Origin of the sequence: Viridibacillus sp. NPDC096237, assembly GCF_050278625.1 — a bacterium.
Classification (GTDB): Bacteria; Bacillota; Bacilli; order Bacillales_A; family Planococcaceae; genus Viridibacillus.
The window spans coordinates 1-16,827 of sequence record NZ_JBNNTI010000060.1 but is presented as its reverse complement, the minus strand read 5'-3'; the positions used below and the strand labels follow the sequence as shown (position 1 = coordinate 16,827).

The 16,827-nt window shown below is 32.1% G+C and carries 10 protein-coding genes and 4 pseudogenes; 6 read left to right on the top strand and 8 right to left on the bottom strand.

From position 1 onward, the window contains the following. Positions 1-1,554: pseudogene (locus ACQKMD_RS20155) on the bottom strand (hypothetical protein); the annotation flags it as partial. 475 nt (positions 1,555-2,029) lie between these two features. On the opposite strand from ACQKMD_RS20155, the pseudogene ACQKMD_RS20150 reads away from it, so the two are divergent. Then, positions 2,030-2,653: pseudogene (locus ACQKMD_RS20150) on the top strand (IS3 family transposase); the annotation flags it as partial. A gap of 130 nt (positions 2,654-2,783) precedes the next feature. Here ACQKMD_RS20150 and ACQKMD_RS20145 read toward each other — a convergent pair. Beyond that, positions 2,784-2,990: a hypothetical protein gene (locus ACQKMD_RS20145; protein ID WP_427754220.1), complete on the bottom strand. Its 207-nt coding sequence runs from the start codon at positions 2,988-2,990 to the stop codon at positions 2,784-2,786. A gap of 316 nt (positions 2,991-3,306) precedes the next feature. On the opposite strand from ACQKMD_RS20145, the gene ACQKMD_RS20140 reads away from it, so the two are divergent. The 5 genes and pseudogenes from ACQKMD_RS20140 to ACQKMD_RS20120 all read left to right on the top strand — a co-directional run. Continuing rightward, entirely contained in the window at positions 3,307-3,858 is a 552-nt protein-coding gene (locus tag ACQKMD_RS20140; RefSeq protein ID WP_427754218.1) for a hypothetical protein, read from the top strand. A 432-nt stretch (positions 3,859-4,290) separates the two neighbouring features. After that, complete coding sequence (locus ACQKMD_RS20135; RefSeq protein ID WP_427754216.1) at positions 4,291-7,881, top strand: insecticidal delta-endotoxin Cry8Ea1 family protein; 3,591 nt, start codon at positions 4,291-4,293, stop codon at positions 7,879-7,881. A gap of 579 nt (positions 7,882-8,460) precedes the next feature. Continuing rightward, a complete protein-coding gene (locus ACQKMD_RS20130; protein ID WP_427754215.1) occupies positions 8,461-8,775 on the top strand; it encodes a hypothetical protein in 315 nt (104 codons plus the stop codon). Positions 8,776-8,817: 42 nt separating this feature from the next. Next, positions 8,818-9,048: a hypothetical protein gene (locus tag ACQKMD_RS20125; protein ID WP_427754214.1), complete on the top strand. Its 231-nt coding sequence runs from the start codon at positions 8,818-8,820 to the stop codon at positions 9,046-9,048. Between the two features lie 557 nt (positions 9,049-9,605). Then, a pseudogene (locus ACQKMD_RS20120) lies at positions 9,606-10,022 on the top strand (aminotransferase class V-fold PLP-dependent enzyme); the annotation flags it as partial. A 169-nt stretch (positions 10,023-10,191) separates the two neighbouring features. On the opposite strand, the gene ACQKMD_RS20115 reads toward ACQKMD_RS20120, so the two are convergent. From ACQKMD_RS20115 to ACQKMD_RS20090, 6 genes and pseudogenes are all read right to left on the bottom strand, one after another. Then, complete coding sequence (locus ACQKMD_RS20115) at positions 10,192-10,356, bottom strand: hypothetical protein (RefSeq protein ID WP_427754221.1); 165 nt, start codon at positions 10,354-10,356, stop codon at positions 10,192-10,194. Further along, positions 10,332-10,475 (bottom strand): hypothetical protein, encoded by a 144-nt coding sequence (locus ACQKMD_RS20110; protein WP_427754212.1) that lies wholly within the window; start codon positions 10,473-10,475, stop codon positions 10,332-10,334. The genes ACQKMD_RS20115 and ACQKMD_RS20110 overlap by 25 nt, the downstream gene beginning before the upstream one ends. Before the next feature lie 441 nt (positions 10,476-10,916). After that, a pseudogene (locus ACQKMD_RS20105) lies at positions 10,917-11,804 on the bottom strand (transposase); the annotation flags it as partial. A 263-nt stretch (positions 11,805-12,067) separates the two neighbouring features. Then, the gene (locus ACQKMD_RS20100; protein WP_427754211.1) at positions 12,068-13,351 is read right to left on the bottom strand and encodes a replication initiation protein; all 1,284 of its coding nucleotides are present in this window, start codon (positions 13,349-13,351) and stop codon (positions 12,068-12,070) included. Between the two features lie 583 nt (positions 13,352-13,934). Then, positions 13,935-15,194 (bottom strand): replication initiation protein, encoded by a 1,260-nt coding sequence (locus tag ACQKMD_RS20095; protein ID WP_427754209.1) that lies wholly within the window; start codon positions 15,192-15,194, stop codon positions 13,935-13,937. A 1,006-nt stretch (positions 15,195-16,200) separates the two neighbouring features. After that, positions 16,201-16,599, bottom strand: a complete 399-nt coding sequence (locus ACQKMD_RS20090) for a hypothetical protein (RefSeq protein ID WP_427754207.1) — start codon at positions 16,597-16,599, stop codon at positions 16,201-16,203. Positions 16,600-16,827: the final 228 nt, after the last annotated feature.

The following is a 16,827-nucleotide window of genomic DNA, read 5'->3' as shown; positions in this document are numbered from 1 at the left end:
TTCATTTTTTGTTTTGATTTCACCATCTTTTATTATCATTGGTGTTTTCCATACGGATAGATCATAACTGTTATTAGACCTTACTATTTTTTGATCTTCCAGCATTACCGGTGCATTATGGGGAAATGTTTTAATATACATACTTCTATTATCTACGGCTACCCATGTTCCTACAATTGTTCCATCAGTACGTCTTAATTGATATTCAAACGCTCTTGCGAATCTGGAAAATCTTGTCGTGAACTGGTTTGGATTTCGGAAAACAGATTGTGCTATATTAGGCCCTAATGGCACAGTAGTGAAAGATCTTGATGTACTTAATCCTGAAAGAATTTGTTGACTAAAAGGATTTGATTGTTGAAAAAATTGTAAACCCCAATCTGCGCCTATTGACATATTTATCGTATTCCTCATGTTTTCTTGTGCTCCAGTAGATATTCCCGTTTCTTCTGTAACTGTTCTACTACCTCCAACAAAAAAACTATCTGACCATAATCTATGCCAATATTGTCTATACTCTAATACGTAATATGGGCTTTCCCTTATTCTTCGATCTAATGGAATCACATCGTTTATAAATAGACATGGTATTAATGCACTTCCTATAACAGCTCTTGGTGCTTGTGCTGGAGATGGACCTGCATCATTCAAATTGGTTAATTCAGGTATTGGTTCTAATGGTGTTGAAGTTCGTAATGAGGGAACAGTTACTGATACATTATGATTTGACTGATGTCTAAATAAAAAATTAGAACTTTCAAATAAAGGAAATGCGATAATTCTAGTCCAGGTATTAGCATTATTGCCGCATGGGATTATCCCGCGACCCTCGATCTCTAATCTAAAGTTTTCAGTTGAAACGTCAACCTTTCTGAACAATTGTCTAGAATTTCCATTGTATAACCGAGTAACAATTGATTCTCCGTTAGTTACATATTCTAAAACTTCTCCAAATTGCTGATTAGCTATTACAAACTGACCACTATCCGTACTATAAAAAATAAATCGTTGTGGATTTCCCGTTCCATTTACTATATCGTTTGTCACTTGATTTTGTACGGTTACGTCCCTACAATAATTTGATAAACCCCCACCTAAACGATCACCCACCTGAGTTCGTAAAGCATCGAGTCCTCGATTAGTATTAGAGTTGATTGTTGTAATTGTTTGGAATCTTCGACTTTCGATTGGCAAATTCATTGTATTCAACTGAGGTATATTCTTATCACAAGATCCACTATAATTGGTATACCCATACTTACTAGCATCTTGCATTGATTCATATGTTCGTCCATCATATATGTTATTTTTCATAGACTCATCTGCTACAGAATATTTCATTTCTTGATTATAACTACAGGACCCATCATAATTTTGGGATATTTGTTTATTTGACATATATTGATTATTATATTCTTCATTTTTTTGTTCTTGTTCATATTCGTATTTACTTTGTTGACAACCACACCCACAAGATACATCATGATTGTGGTCTACATATTTATCCGGCATATGATCATTGTTCTGTCCATAATTTCTTTTATCTGCATTCATACATTTTCACTCCTAATGTAGTGATTTATTTTGATTACATACCATTTCAACTTTCTTATTATAGGTCTTAAGCTACGGTAATTTCATTTTTTTAGTGGTAGAATAATATTCATGTCTTTCATCTCTCTAAACTTGGGATCCGAAAACACCTTTTTTTCTAATATCAAATTGGCGGTCTTTTTAATGTCCAAAATAAACAATTTCGCATATTAAAAGAGAATATCCGAGGTCTGTCAACTCCTTCATTGATAAAACTTTATTAAAAAAAATTACAATTCCATCATCTCACATAGTTTACTTTATCTAATGCTAAATCTCTGTACATAAATTGTCCTTAGGCTCGTTACGACTACACCTAATAAATATATGCACTGTGTACTTGATATTATTCGCGATACTAGGTATATTCCTTTTTAAAATTTTCCATAAAAATGTTATTATCCCCTACAGGTGGACAGAGAAAAAAGAGAGCATACATCCATACTACGGATATAAACGGATGACTCGAGCTTTATCCAGAGAAGAAACCGTTGTAAACCATAAGCTTGTTCGTCGATTGATGAGAGATGTTAGGTCAAATCTGTTATTCGGAAGAAATGTCCTTTCTATGGTCGAAGAGGATCTGTTGTATTTAAAAATGTCTTAAATCGTGTATTCCACGCCGAGATGATGTTTCAAATGTTAGTAACAGATATAATTCATGTGCGTATTGGAGACACGTTTGCCTACCAATCAGCTGTTTTAGATTTGTATAATAATGAAATTGTTGCATGGGAAGTTTCTACACGAAACAATCTTGAATTGGTTCATAATACGCTGAATCAGTTAAGGGACAATCCATTTAGCGAGGGTACCTTACTCCACTCTAATCAAGGATTCCAATATACGACGAAATCATAAAAAAAATCAGGTGAAAGAACAACTCGGTATTTCAAGGAAGCCACTCTCGAAAATTATCTCGATAACGCGTGTATACAAAGTTTCTTCTCGCATCTAAAAAAAAGAAAAGTTGTATGTAGTACGCCCAAAAATAGCAGAGCAAGCCTATATGGCTATTCAGGAGTATATAGACTTCTACAATACGGATCGCCTCCAATAAAAATGTAACGGCCTTTCCCCGATTGAATACAGAAAAGACCGTAGCTTGAAATACTCTTTTTTATTGTCTACTTGAAAAGGGTTATGTGCATTCACAGAACTCTTTTCTTCATCAAATGGTCCATCTATTTCTAAAGTATCACTTTTTGAATCTGAATGGATTGTAAACTGGTCAGATGTAGATTTTGCTCCAGATCTAGCCACTTTAAAAAGGAATGATCTATTTTTAAAAAGGTCCCACATTTTTTTAACAAATGACCACCAATTTTTAAACGCCATTTTTGATTGCTATGGTGTCGTTTACATCGATTACATTCACATGCTCTCTTTTTCTCCATCTTCATAGACCTCCTTATGAAGATTCACAATCGTCATCACAATTATAACCATAACGAATTTTTTCAATATTAATCGCATCTAAACTTGTATAACAATCATTTCCATTTCGTTTAATCCAATAAATGAAATCTTCACATTTTTCTTCTGTAAAACGGATGAACATACCTTCTTATGTAACTTATTTCTCCATTGTGATTGTGAAAAAAAAAAACATATACAAAATTTTGTTACATAAAATTGTATAGGAACCTATATGTTTGTATCTTTGCTTACGAGCATAGGATTCTATTTACGTAAGGAGGCGAATTCAATTCAATGAGCAAAGATTATTCCAAACACAACCAATATGAATCTCAAACTATTCTTTCCCGTGATATTCCATCAAATTTGAATAGTTTTACAGATCTACCCGATAAAAATCATCGATTACCTTTTTCTGTTATCATGACTATTCCAAAAGGCTTTCACATGCAAAAACAAGATCCAAAGTTGGTGTATGATGTAAGCTATTTATCCATGACAAAAGAAACATGTAAAAAATCCATTGAAGTAGACCATTGTGGACATGTGGAAGTTGATTTACATGCATTAAAAATAAAAGGGTGTGTATCTTTCTTCCTTAATTTATTCATTGAACCAATCCATACACAACACATGTGTACAACGAATAGCCAAGATGCTTCTCTTTCTCTCTGTTGTCAAGAAACGGTCTATATCGATCATGTTTTAAAATATAGTGTAAGTACATTGCCCTATTATGTGATTGATGACGACCATATTCAAGTGCGTCATTTAGACGTACAGACCATTGATGCCGATTGTCAAACTGTCAAAGTATCTGGTGTTTTCCTGTTTGAATATGAATGATACAACAGATTCATTCGATTTCAGATATAATTCCTTGAAATTTCAAGATATACATTTTCACTCTAAATGTATTAGATAAGAAAAAAAGAATCTATTACAAATTCTCAGATTGTAGAAAAAGTATATTTTTCCCTTACAATCTTTTTTTATTTCTGGTTCATCATTCGGGAGGGTATTTTTAAAAAAACCTCCATCATCCTACCTAATTCTGGATATGTGGGGTGACAATCTTCTTGAGGTTCTGGCAGGACAACAAAGGTAAATACCCGACTGTTTTATATAGGATTTAAGAAAAAAATGGTCTATTTCATATACTCCTATTAGCTTTGTCAATCTTACATCAAAATTTCAAATGGAAGAAGGAATAGTCATTCTTGTATCGAAATATGTATTACATTGGAAGGAAATTAAATTAGGATTGGAGGAACGCTCATGAACCAAAATAACGATAATGAATATGAAATTATTGATTCAAATGCTTCACCTTATCCTGCTAACAGAAAAAATGATTATTCTAGATACCCTTGTACAAATAATCCAAATCAACCATTACAACAAACAAATTACAAAGATTGGCTCAATATGTGTCAAGAGAATCAACAATATGGTGGAAATCCTGAAGCTGATACTGTTGCAGTGGTTAGCGCAGGTGTTATTGTAGTTGGTACAATTTTAACTGGTTTTAGTGTTACGACCCCAATTGGGATTGTATTAATATCATTTGGAACCTTAGGAGCTGTACTTTGGCCAGGAGGAGTAACAGATAAAACAGTTTGGGAAGAATTTATGAACCATGGAGAAACACTTTTCAATAAAGAATTTAGAGGGACTGAAAGAGACAGAGCGCTACAGTATCTAGTTGGCTTTCAACGTGTATTAAGTCAGTATGAAGAGTTGTTTAATATATGGCACAAGAACAAAACTGCTGACAATGCTCGTGCAGTACAAAATGCATTTGGAGATATTGATCGTGATTTTTTACGTGAATTGCCACAACTTCAACTTAAAAATTTTGAACAAGTATTACTTTTTGCCTATGCAGAGGCTGCGCAATTACATTTAAATTTATTAAAACAAGGTGTTCAATTCTATGATGAATGGAATAGAAATCAATCAAAACCGCCCACACCTCTATCTTCATCAGATTATTATTATGGACAATTACAAACACGGATAAAAGAATACACTAATTATTGTGTAACAACATATAAAACAGGTTTAAATATTCTTAAAAATTCTCCTAATATTAAATGGAATATATACAATACCTATCGAAGAGATATGACACTGGTTGTATTAGATCTTGTTGCACTTTTTCCTAATTACGATATACGGACATATCCAACAACAACTATCAGTCAACTTACAAGGAAAATTTATACTGATGCAATAAATTTTGACCGTTCTTCTATTACCAGCGAACCAGATATCGATACTATGGAATATAATTTAACACGTTCAACACCCGAATTTTTTTCAAGTTTACATGAATTGATTCTTTATACAGAAGAATTAAGTAGAGGGAATCGTTTAGTTGGTATTAGAAATCACAAATCATATATAAAAGATCCTAGTATAAGAAATATTCGTTATGGAAGAGAAACAAATAAAAGTCAAAGTATTAATTTACTAGGACAACAACCTTATAAAATTTCAATTGTAACTGATATACAATATATAACTACTGTTATTGAGCCTGTGGAAGAATATATAATTAATCAGATTGATTTTTATTTAAATAAATCAAGTGACAATGTAAATCCAAAAACGATCAAATATACAGCAGGGGGAAATATATCTAAAAATTATAAAACAACTATTTTTCAACTTCCTGCAAGACAGAAGCCGCTAACTTTACCAACTTTCAATAATTATAGTCATATTTTATCGAATTTCTCATTATTTACTTATTTTCTAAAAGATCCAAATCCACAACCATTACCTACAGAAGTATATACAGGTGCATTAGGATGGACACACAGCAGTGCTGATCCATATAATACAATCTTCTCGCGTCAAATTACTCAAATACCAGTTGTAAAAGGATATACTAAAGATACCTCATCTAAGGTCATACAAGGTCCAGGTCATACAGGAGGAGATTTAGTCAAGCTTGAGGAAGAAATAAGAGTTCTAATCTCGCCAGAAAATCCAACAATTAATATTAAACAAATACGTATTCGTTATGCTTCAAATCAAAATGATCAAATGGGTATATCAATTATTGATAGTTTAGTATTCAGAACATTTGATATAGAAAAAACATTTAATGGTAATGATTATACAGACTTAAAATATGAACATTTTAAATACGCAACTATAAATGTTAATATCACAAACTTAACTGCTTTGGCTCATGAACTTATTTTATATAGTTATGCATGGACAGAACAAGGTTCTATAGTTATCGTTGATAAGATTGAATTCATTCCAGCAAATAATTTGCTTCAAACTACAAATGAAAAACAAAAATTAGAAAAGCTAAAAAGTAATGTAGATTTTTTATTTGCAAATCATACAAAGAAAAATTTAAAATCAGAAATCCCAGATTATCAAATCGATCAAACTGCTTACCAAATAGAGTCCTTATCAGAAGATATATATCCTCAAGAAAAAATAATTTTACTGGATACAATCAAACATGTTAAACAACTGAGTCAAACACGAAATTTACTAAATGATGGGGATTTTTCATCTCTTATGAACTGGACCACAAGCAATACTATTACTGTCCAAACAGGTAATCCAACTTTCAAAGGATATTATCTTTACATGTCAGGCGCAGTTATAACTGAAATTAACAATACTGTATTCCCAACCTATATATATCAAAAAATTGATGAATCAAAATTAAAACCGTATACACAATACTTAGTTAGAGGATTTATTGAAAGTAGTAAAGATTTAGAACTATTTGTTACAAGATACGATAAAGAAGTTCATACCACCCTGAATGTACCAGATAATTTACCCCACATGAATTCTTATGAACAAACCAATTCATGTGAACCACAACCGAATTCTTTTCTGAATGAAACTCACAATACAACGAATCAAATTGTACAATATCCAAGCGCACCCTATTATACACCAAGTACATCTAACAATTCCTGTCATTGTGAATCAACCATGGTATCTTCAAGTTGTCAAGATTCACATGCATTTTCTTTTTCTATTGACACAGGAAACCTAGATTTCAATGAAAATCTAGGTATTGGAATTCTATTCAAAATTTATAATCCAGATGGATACGCTACATTAGGGAATCTAGAAGTAATAGAAAAACAACCTCTAACAGAAGAAGAAGTAAACCGTGTTAAAGAAAAAGAAAATAAATGGAGACAAACTAGAAATAATCAACAAAAAGAAACAGAGCAAGCATATTCTCAAGCCCAACAAGCCATTGATACATTATTTGTTCATTCACAATATCAAATGTTAAAAATAGAAACAACGATACAAGATATTGTTGGGGCTGAAACTTTTATAGACAAAATCCCTAATATCTATAACGAATGGTTACCAAATGAATCAGGTATGAACTATAACATGTATATGGAATTAAAAAAACAAAGCTCACATGCCTATACCTTATATGACATTAGAAACATGATTCAAAATGGTAATTTTACAAATGGTCTAACAAATTGGCATACATCACCAGATGCCGAAGTACAACAAATAAACAATACATCCATACTTGTCATCCCAAACTGGAGTACACAAGTCTCTCAAAATATAAATTTACCACAACAAAACCATCGATATCTGTTACGTGTCATTGCCAAAAAAGAAGGCATGGGAAATGGATATGTGAGAATCAGCGATTGTGCAAATCATGTTGAAACACTGACATTTAGTTCTTGTGATTACCTTAACAATAATATACAGGATGAAAATATGGGATATCTAACAAAAACTATAGAAATCACTCCACATACAAATCAAGTACGCATTGATATAGGAGAAACAGAAGGTATGTTTAAAATAGAGAGTATAGAATTGATCTGCATGAAAAATTAAAACAGAAAGAATAAAAAGAACCTTTTCAAAAGGTTCTCAGGCTGTCGAGAAACCCTCGACAGCCTTTATTTTTTTCTTTATTTATTCACCGCATGGATTTAATAAAATTAAAGAATATTATTAACAGGTTGGTGATTCCTCCAATATTTTCATTTGTTTTATTTTTTCATGATGTACTCAGTTAAAAGTGGTGGCTCCAGCTTACTGTCGGAAACTGGATTCTTTCCCGATTTCTCTACCTAATCGATTTTAAAAGTTTGAAGATACCCATAGGGTTAGGGTTTTTCTTTGCATGTAATAAAAACCATTATAAAAGCAAATTCATTTAATTCAAGAAATTTAGCAGCACTATTTATCACCATTAGTTATCCGACCATCTGCTTCTTTTTATAAGCCTTTAAAAAAATGCGGTGGACTGCTTTCCTTACACTACATTTCCACTTTGTAGCGTGAAAGACAATCTTTTGATATATCATGATTTACCTTGCAATGATTTTTTCCCAATCACAATAAAGAAATAAGTTACATAGGATACTATGGTTTTGAATAATTATAAAACAAAAAATGGAGGGTGTTATTATGTCTAGAAAACGTTTTTTTGATTTATGTGAAGGAGATCGTATTAAAGTATATTCTGCGGGTAAATGTGAAGGAGAAGGTATTTTCATCCGTTTTACAGAAGAAAAATGTGAAGATTTCATTTATTGGATTAAACGAAATGGAAATGATTGTTACACAAGTTTAGATGCGATTAATATTGAAAAAATTCGTTATGGTTATAATTGTGATGACGATTGCAATCGTCATCGTCATCATGAGTGCGATCGTGATTGTCATCATAAGTGCGATCGTGATTGTCATCGTAAGTGGGATTGTGAGTCGTCATCGTCATGAGTGCGATCGCGATTATAAATCTTCATAAGGAGGTCTATGAAGATGGAGAAAAAGAGAGCATGTGAATGTAATCGATGTAAACGACATGATAGCAACCGGAAATGGCATTTAAAAATTGGTGATCCAATAAAGGTGTATTCGTATGGTCAGTTGTTAAAAGAATGTGGGATCTTTTTAAAAATAGATCATTCCTTTTTAAAATGGTTAGATCTGAAGCAAAACCTACATCTGACCAGTTTACAATCCATTCAGATTCAAAAAAGGGTACATTAAAACTGAGTGACAATTTTAGATAAAAGAGTTCTGTAAAAGCAGGACTCTTTTCTTATGTTTTAACAAGTACGTCGAATTTTTTGTAGAATGTGTTGGTTAGTGGTGAGTTTGTAATTGCAAATCAATAGTTTAGGGAAGTTTTAGAATATCTTCTTGAATTTGAAGTCAACAGGTCGCAGTATGCTACTCGCACAGCTGTTTAGCCGTCTCGAAGCATCTACAGAATTATTGTAATAGACTATATAATTCCTAATTCAAAATGAGATATTATGGCTTCAACCCTTCAGTAAACTGAGCGTAATCAATTATTATATTCCTTAAGCTATGACACTTTTCTTCAGAAAAATAACTATAAAAGAGATTTTCTTATAAACGAAAAAGATTAAATTGCTAACTTAATAAAGCTAATCCCAACAATTATAGATGAATTCTTTTGATTTTGGGCAGATTGCCCCCTTGATAAACCTGTTTCTCTTTAATCATATGCGTGGCTTCTATGCCACTCAGTGTAAGTAAATGAAGGTGGAAATCTATCAAGAACTGATAATACAGAAGCAGAATCAATAATTTATGAAACAAGAAAGTTACTGGATGAAATATTAAATGTAAGATATCCAACTCAAAAAGTTTTCACTTCGGGTGCTACAGAATCATTAAACTTAGCTTTGTATGGTCTTATAAAAAAAGGTGACCATGTAATAACAACAGTAAATGAGCATAATTCGGTTATAAGACCATTGAAATATTTGGAAAATAAGAAACATATTACAGTGGATTGGATAAAATGTGATCAAAATGGTTTAGTTGACCCTAAAGATATCGAAGAAAACATTAAAAGTAATACTAAATTAATAGTAGTTAAACATGTATCCAATGTATTAGGAACTGTGCAACCTGTAGAAGAAATTGGAATAATTGCTCAAAAAAATAAAATCTTATTTTTATTAGATGCATCTATTCCACGCACTCATTAATTGGCAATCTATTTCTTTTTGCCTTCTAAACCGCCATATTGTTCAACTAGCTTTTTTAACTCTTCAAACACTGAAACAAATAGCTTTGTTCACTATCAAATTCAAAATGTAGTTTATTTTCTTCACTCAATAACTCTTGGAAATACCCTTGTATAGTAATTTGCCCTAATTAATTGAAATGCATTCCAAATTCAAGATTAGAAGCTGGGTCCACAAAATTCACACTTCCGTTCAATTCCTTAAAACATTTTTGAAGTTGAATAAAAAAAGTATAGACCTGACCAGTTGAAAACCATAATTCTGCATCTTTCACAAAATAGTTGCCACTTTTAATATCAATCTTTCCTTTAACATCGTATCCTCCATAAAAACATGTTTCAATGGAAAACCAAAAACCTCAGTGATTTCTATTCGGATAAATCCTTGTTTGCCTCCAATTAAAAACTCATTCACCTATATCATCTCTTTTCAATAAGGAACCTTAATTTAAGGTTAGCTAATATAATATTACTTCTTCCATTAAACTCCCTCCCTCTATAAACATTGAAGTATCAACGGTTTTCATCTGTAAGAAAAAATTTTTCTACCTCTTTCGTAAACAGATGATTGAATTTATAGTTTTTATTACCAAATAAAGCGTACGCTTCGCTAAAACTAATGAAAATCATTAGCTTTTTTTTAGTCCACTATTTGATGCACAATGGATCTCTGCGATGCTTATGACGACGTAATCTCCCATGTCTCTTAGCGTCAGTGCGCTTACATTCCTTCGTTCGGTCTATTCATAAGGCAGAGGCCTGCTAAGCTGCCCCAGGGACTCTTGGTCTAAGTTTAGTTATGTTGCTGGCTTCTCCGTGTCATCCTTCTTGCCATAGTTCGATGAAAAGAATTTGTTTATCCTGCCTCTACGAGACAGTAGAGGTCTTTCATCATATGTTTCTCGTTAAAACGGACTTTCTTTTTACAAATACCATGTAATACCTTCAGTAATTTACCACACAGTACCACCATTGATTGCTTTCCACGTAAGGGATTTTGTTGACGTGTTGTGTAATATTCATGAAGCTGCTTGAACGCTTTATTGTGACGAATGAGTGGTACTATTACTTTGAAGAGAATATATCTAAGTCTCTTTCTCCCTCGTTTGGAGATATGTTTTTGCCCCTTATGTTGACCAGATGAATTTTCACGTAATGTTAATCCCGCTAGTTTGGTGAGTTGGCGTGGATTTTCATAAAGTGAAAAGCATCCTACTTCTGAAAGTAAATCAACAATCGTCGCATCTCCTAAACCTGGAACTGATGCAAGTAAATCATATTCCATCGTTGTTTTAGCTATTTCGGCTAATTGATTATTTACAGATTCAATTTCGCTTTCTAATAAGCGATACTGACGTAGGAGCGTGGCGATTTCATGTTGTGCCATCTGTGTCCCTTCTGTTAATCCGATAGATTGCTTCGCTACTTCAATAATAAGCTTTGCTTTAGGCAACTGTGGGGCTCGCATTCCCTCTACCTGACGGTAAAGAAATACAAGCTCTTCAGCTGTTTTCCCTTGAATATCCTTTGGTAATGGCGTCATTTTCAGTGTTGCAAGTGCCATCTTCCCGAAATTCGGAAAGACTTGAGTAAATTCTGGAAAGTAGCGATCTAGCCAACGAATGATTCGATTTTTAATACTCGCTAAATCCTCCGTTAATTTTGAACGTAGGGTAGAGCCGATACGGAGTTCAGCTTCAACGTTTTTCAGTAAACGTGGATAACTGAAACGTGCATTGGATATATCCAATTTATTGCCGTTAAGATAACAATCACCGAAAATACTATATCCTTATAAACCAATCACTTGAACTCCGTATATAGACTAGCGAGATATATACAAAACGTTTTTTAACACACATATAAAAAAAGAGTGAAAGAGATTAATATTCTTTTTCACTCTTTTAAATTCAGATGTTTAAACATAAAAATACTTATTATCATTAAATACATCCGTCACAGTATCTGTCCTACATTCAACAATGTCTTTGAGAGACGAAATTATAGTTACTGCCCTATTTTCGCTAGGACTTTTCTTTTTTCTTCCTCAAAATCAACTTCTGATTTGTCCTCTTTATTAACTTTATAAGGTTCTTTCTCACTAGCATCCTCTGTAAGGCGTTTTTCCTTCTTTAATGCCGAAAACCATTCAGGAACTTTAGGACCCTTTTTGACGTTATCTTGACGCTTTTTAGGCAAGGTATCTAGTAATTCAACAAACGAAACTTTTTCTTCGCTTTTTTCATATGCTTTCACAGCATTATTCACTTTATACTTCATAAAACCTATTGGATTTTCAATATCAATTGATTTATTTATATAGTCTACTAAATACATGAATTGATTTTCCACATCTTCTTGCCATATCGGTAATAACTTACCGTATATCTCTGCAAATACGATTCCATCTAATGAATATCCGTTAGCATGTTCATTCAGTTTTAATCTCATTTCTTCAAATCTTATATACTCTTGCTCTAAAAGTGCATCTTCATCTACTCCGCTAGGATCTAATAGATTATTGTTAGTTGATTCAACCTCTTGATTTTCAATATAAAATTTCAAACTACTAGTCGAACGTCCCTGCTTAATTTCATCAAAGCTTATGTACACATCAGTTCTCTCATTTACTTCTCTTATTGCATCTTTCAATTTTATTTTGAAATTTGAGTATCTATCATAAGACTTTTTGATAGCACCTATTTTTTCACGTAGTTCTTTCAACTCTATAACTTTGGAACTTTTTGACAGCTTTTTCACTTGCCACTTTTTCACTAATTCATATAATCGAATCGCATAAACACTTTCTAGTGACAAAACATATTTCAACTTATAACTCGTATACGCTTTTAATTGCAAAAGATATGGTTTTAATTTAGGATCAAAAGTAATAGCCAATAACCCCTTGCCTTCTATGTACTCAATACTTGACACCCAACTGGTAACAAGATATCGACCGTCATCTTTTTCAATACCTATTGTTTTGCCTGCAATATCTTCCATACTTTTTTTAATTGGATGGTATGCTGCACTCTTTGATATATTCATTGCTTCACAATAATCACTAATGCTAATTTCATATTCTTTAAAATCTTCATCATTGGGTTGAATAGTACTAACGAGCATTAATACCAATCTTTGTTCTCTTAATGTTAATGGTTTCTTTTGTTTAGCTTCAATTAAATCATGGCTTTTTGTAACTACATAATTTCCATATTTACCTTCCATAATATAGATCTTCCCCCCATCATAGATTATTAGTACACCAACAGAAACCTCATTTCTATTCATCTTCTTACTTTCCATTAAACTCACTTATTAGATTATATTTCCTAATAATATTATACGCAGATTTTTTTTGCAACATTAAAAAGCTACTAAATTTTTAAGCGGTAGCTTTTAACGTTATAAAAGTAGCTTTTAAACATCTGTAACGTTATAAAAATAGCCTTTGACGTTACAAAAGTAGCCTTTAACATTATAAAAATAGTCGTTGACGTTATAAAAGTAGCCTTTAGCGTTATAAAAGTAGCATAAATGTCTATCAAACACAGTCATATCAGCAACTCTAGTAAACTGTAAACAATTATTAATCATTTAAAAACAGGTATAAACAATAACAAACAGTAAGTAGCTTTTGGTGGTGGTGATAATTTCATAGAAATAAGTGACTCTAAAATGAAAATACTCCTTTGCTAATACTAAACAAAGGAGTAAAGAGGAATACGCTTATAACGTTAGCATAAATGATAAAAACAAAAACTCTTGGAACAAGAGGGTTAGCTCGGTCAATTTTCGTTGGCTAGTAAAAGCATTGATGAGTCGAGAAGTCCCCCAATTCAATTAGTTCGTAAGAATAAGTGGTGGGAGTAGTTCACACCAAAATAGTTTTCAACTTTTCTTGTTCACTTATTGGTAAATTATCGAAATCCACACGTTTTTTAAAAGTTGTCACTTCATTCAGAACCTTCTGATCTATAACATCCGATTCTTCACCAATTTTCTTTAGAATTTTAATTTTCTCGTTTAAGAAATAGATGAATTCATCTACGTCAAATTCGTTACTCGTTTGGGATTTAGATTTATTTTCTTTACTTACTGGTACGTCTACTACTTTCTTTTCTGCTGACTTCTCAGACATAACCCCTCTACTTGCAGAGTAATCTTGTTCTATTGCCCGTTTTACATATCCAGCAACCTTTTTAACGCTGCCCATGTCAATCCGTCCTTGTGTATAATCTATGTTCGATTGAATACGTTTTTCAGAATAAGTCTCAATTAATGAATCGGCGGTTTTTTCATTAAGTCCCCAATCTAACAAAATGCTCTTAATTTTAAATTGAAGTTCGGTATACCCCTTTACGTCAACTACTGGTTTTTGTTCACTCTCTATTACATTTAGAGGAATAATAGGTTCGGCCTTCACAAAGTTTGGATTATGATAAATGAAAAACTCTATTTTACCTACTGAACGGCCAACTTTAATTTCCTTAAAATCAAATAGGATATCGGATTCTTCAAGTAATTCTTTTTGAGCAGTTAATAACACTCGTTGTTTGAAATTAGCATATAGCTTATAAGAACCCTCTGGCACCCCTAACATCTCTCTCAACTCACCTAGTGCATATGTTCTCTTACGAATCTTCTGCCATTGTTTTAAAAGCTCATACAACCGTATTGAATAGGCACTATTTAAATTGGTAATACTACCTAGTCGATAGGTAGTAAAATTCTTTTGTAGCTGTAGTATATACGGTTTCCAAAAATCATCAAAACGCATACTAATAGTTCCTTGCCCTTCGTTATAAGCAACATAAGATAACCAAGATACTTGATGTACTGTATCACCAATACGGATTTCATGTACTTTCTCCATTAATCCTTTTGTAATATTTCGTAAATCTTTATATTTTGATTTTCCTTTTAATTCGAGCATATTAACAAAAGGCTGTATCTGAAATATATATGTATTAATATCATCATCATTTGGCTGTACATTAGAAAATAGCGTTAGTATCAACTTTGACTCTAGAGTTGATAGTTTGTAACTGGATTCAATTAAGAGATTGGATTTTGTTACTAAATTATCTAGATTAAATTGAACTTCTACTAGATCAAATTCTAATTGTTCCATATGCTATCTCCCATCTATCAAAATATAACTTCAGCACTCTCTTTATTTTACCTCATGTTATATTTTAGATTCTTACACAATCCACCAAGAATTGCTAGAGATAACCAATAATATAGATAGTATTTATGTATTTATCTATATTGTTACCCTGTTTTCGTTATATTTCGTGTATATGTGTTCTTTTCCAGCTGAAAAGTAGCTCACCCTGTTTTTGTTATATTTGCTGTTCCCTGTTTTTGTTATATTTTAATGAGGAACCCTCTTCATTTACCCTCATTTCGTAATATTAACCCTGTTTTTGTTATACATTCCCCTGTAAATGCTATAGTTCACCCTGTTTTTGTTATAGTTAATACCCTGTTTTTGTTATATATAGCCCTGTTTTCGTTATAGTTCACCCTGAATATGTAATAGTAAACCCTGTTTTTGTTATAGTTAGTGTCTAAAGTCCTTAGAGCCTGTAAGGTTGATAGCCATGTAAAACAGAAAACATATAAAACATATAAAACAATTAATATGTAAAACAACTAAAACAAAAAACGGTTGTAATAGTTTTGTTTGTTAAATAGTATTTTTATAAAAGTTTTAGTTCATAGTGCAATAATAAATAATTTCTTAAGCATTAATAATTTATAGTAAAGCATTGTTATAGTTGAGTTTAGTTCATAGATCCAATCTCTGAATCTAATTAATATGAAAAGAGAACAAGAAAAACTTGGAAGATATATTTCAAGAGCTGCTATTGTTTTTTCCTTTTTGATAGTTTAATTTCCTTGTAAAGTCTCTAAATTCATGATAAATCTCTCCATAAAAGGTTGTATTAAAACAGAACGAAAAAAAGCACTCTATTTAAATATTCAATTCCGTTAAAATAACGGTTGAACACCTAACCAAAGTGCTTTTAAAAAGTGGTCTCTAAAGATGTGGGTGAAAATATATTCAAATTAATATCAGGAAATAAATTAATTTTGATAAAAAGGAGAGCACTATCGGCCCTCCTAATCAATCAACTTTCTAGTTTTGCTAGTATTTTTTCGCGCTCCGCTTCAAAGTATTCATCCTGAGCATTATCACTACTACTTTGTTCCTCTGATTTTTCAACTTTCTGTTCCTTATACCAGTCTGGAAGAGCTACTTTTTGTTTTTGAGCTTTCTGTTTACTTAACCCGCTGAAAGAAATGGTAAACCCTTTACTCTTCATGTCTACTGCTTCAGTAATCTTAAATAGCATAAAGCGAGATGGTTTTTGAATATTATTTGCTTTATCGTTCATATAATCAACAATAAAATTCAATTCTTTATGTATATCATTTTCATCACCAAATACATTTTGTGCTCCTTCATAAATTTGAATGAAGTCTGCTAGATCAATTTCATAACCTATACAAGCCTTATTAATTTGCAATAAAAGATTCTCAATCAGAATTGTCTTTTCATCGGGTTGTGGTACCCCTGGCGTATTAGTTGTTTCAATAGCCTTCTTATTTGCTTTAATAGTGAATTCTAATTCAGCAACCTGTCTACCCTTTTTGATAGGAACTGAATCGGCTACACTAAGTTGGACAAAAAAAATAAGGGCTATTACACTTAGACTACCAACTTAAAGGAGCGTGCTACTATGTCACGTCAACGT

Excerpts from the sequence above, each read along its gene's own strand:
- ACQKMD_RS20100 (WP_427754211.1), bottom strand. The coding sequence starts at position 13,351 with ATGAATAGAAATGAGGTTTCTGTTGGTGTACTAATAATCTATGATGGG.
- ACQKMD_RS20095 (WP_427754209.1), bottom strand. The coding sequence starts at position 15,194 with ATGGAACAATTAGAATTTGATCTAGTAGAAGTTCAATTTAATCTAGAT.
- ACQKMD_RS20140 (WP_427754218.1), top strand. The coding sequence starts at position 3,307 with ATGAGCAAAGATTATTCCAAACACAACCAATATGAATCTCAAACTATT.
- ACQKMD_RS20135 (WP_427754216.1), top strand. The coding sequence starts at position 4,291 with ATGAACCAAAATAACGATAATGAATATGAAATTATTGATTCAAATGCT.
- ACQKMD_RS20130 (WP_427754215.1), top strand. The coding sequence starts at position 8,461 with ATGTCTAGAAAACGTTTTTTTGATTTATGTGAAGGAGATCGTATTAAA.
- ACQKMD_RS20125 (WP_427754214.1), top strand. The coding sequence starts at position 8,818 with ATGGAGAAAAAGAGAGCATGTGAATGTAATCGATGTAAACGACATGAT.
- ACQKMD_RS20145 (WP_427754220.1), bottom strand. The coding sequence starts at position 2,990 with ATGGAGAAAAAGAGAGCATGTGAATGTAATCGATGTAAACGACACCAT.